The sequence below is a fragment of the Metapseudomonas resinovorans DSM 21078 genome (genome assembly GCF_000423545.1).
Classification (GTDB): domain Bacteria; phylum Pseudomonadota; class Gammaproteobacteria; order Pseudomonadales; family Pseudomonadaceae; genus Metapseudomonas; species Metapseudomonas resinovorans.
In genome coordinates this window covers 3,808-5,328 of record NZ_KE384035.1, presented here as the reverse complement: position 1 = coordinate 5,328, position 1,521 = coordinate 3,808, and the positions used below count along the sequence as shown (strand labels likewise).

The window sequence follows — 1,521 nt, the reverse complement described above, 5'->3', positions numbered from 1 at the left end:
CACGCCTCTCGCGGCATCCATGCCGCTCGTCCCCCTGCACAACGATTCCGCTCGGCCTCCTGAAGGGGCGCAGTCGCTGCCCCACCTCGTCAGCCCGGTTTCAGGCCCATGTGGGCTTCAGGATGGCTTGTACCTCGCCGGCGCGAGTCACCCCTCGCCCTCTGGGAGAGGGGCCGGGGGGTGAGGGCTGCGTCAGGCTGGCCCGGAAGCCTGGAATGCCTGCGCTAGAGCGCTTAAATCAACTTTGCAACAGCTAACGCAGACATAGCCAATTCATTCGCCAAGGGATGCGCAGCATCCCCTGCAAGTCCTAAGGCCGGCCCTACGGTCCGGTTGGCGATTGAAATCGCCGCCACAATGGACCACACCATACCGCGACGAAGTTCAGTGAACTGGGCAGCGGACAGCCGGTGGCCGGGTCGAGCTGCCGGGCCTCCGCCAGTTGGCTAATCAGCGCTTCGCTGGGCTTGGGCGGCGGGACATTGGCCTTGCGCTCCTCCAGCCACTGGAGCTTGCCATCCCAGGGCGGCAGCTGGGCGGGTGGCAAGGGCAGGATGTCGTTGATTTCGGGGACTGAGGGCTTGGCGTAGGAGTATCTGGCGAGAATGCGCCAGATGGTCTTGTAGCGTTCGGCGCGCTCAAGGTCTTTCTCTTGGCCCAGATAATGGAGAGTGTTTGTTGGGGGGGGGACCACGAAAGCCTTCATCCAGAAAGCCTGCAGACGTTTCATCGCCCGCTGCGACTCCTAGTTGAAAAGCCTCCAGCGCCTCCTGATAGCGACCAACTCCTGACAGATTCACGCCCAAGGACGTGGCAGCCTTTCCATTCCCCTGTTCCGCCGCACAACGCCGCATCTGCCGGGCGATATCCGGTGCAATATCGATGGGCGCCAACTTGTCCCCCACCAGGGCCTGGGCCAGTGCGCTGCCCTCGTCAGCGGCCTTGCGGTAATAACGCAGGGCCATTTCCGGATCTTCCCGCAGGCCGGCAGAGCCGCGTTGCAGGAATAGGCCAACGAAGTAGTAGCCACTGGCGACACCGGCATCCATCAGCTCCTGGCTCAAACGCAAGCGTTCCGCGCCGCGCACTTTGAAGTGGCCACGAAAGGCTCCGTTGATCAGGTTGATGCTGGCCTTGTAGTGCTGATGCTCGGCGGCGATGCGGTAGAGGCGTTCGACCTCGGCGTCCACCGCCGGGTCCTGCTTGAGCTGGTTGTTCTTCTGCAGCCAGCGGGCGTACTTGAATAGCTGGTCGCTGTCGGCCGACGCCTCGGGGATGCGCTCGTGGCGGCAGGTGAAGGCCAGGTTGGCGCGGATCTGGGGGAGCGGGTCCATGGCGGGATCCTTCTTCAGTTTGAGTCCATGGCCGCCGCAGGCGGCCAGGAGCAAAAACAGAACAGCCAGCACCCAAGCCCTAGGCTTCACCGAGCATTCTCCACCTGACCTATTCCGGGCCCACAGTGACCTTTTCCGGCAGTGGCCACAGGCGGGCCGTGCGGCGCTCTAGAGTCAGCGTGGGCAG

1 pseudogene is annotated in these 1,521 nt (G+C 63.6%); it reads right to left on the bottom strand.

Features of this window, described 5'->3' with window-relative positions:
* Positions 1-322 precede the first annotated feature (322 nt).
* A pseudogene (locus G559_RS29480) lies at positions 323-1,406 on the bottom strand (DUF6396 domain-containing protein).
* Positions 1,407-1,521 lie beyond the last annotated feature (115 nt).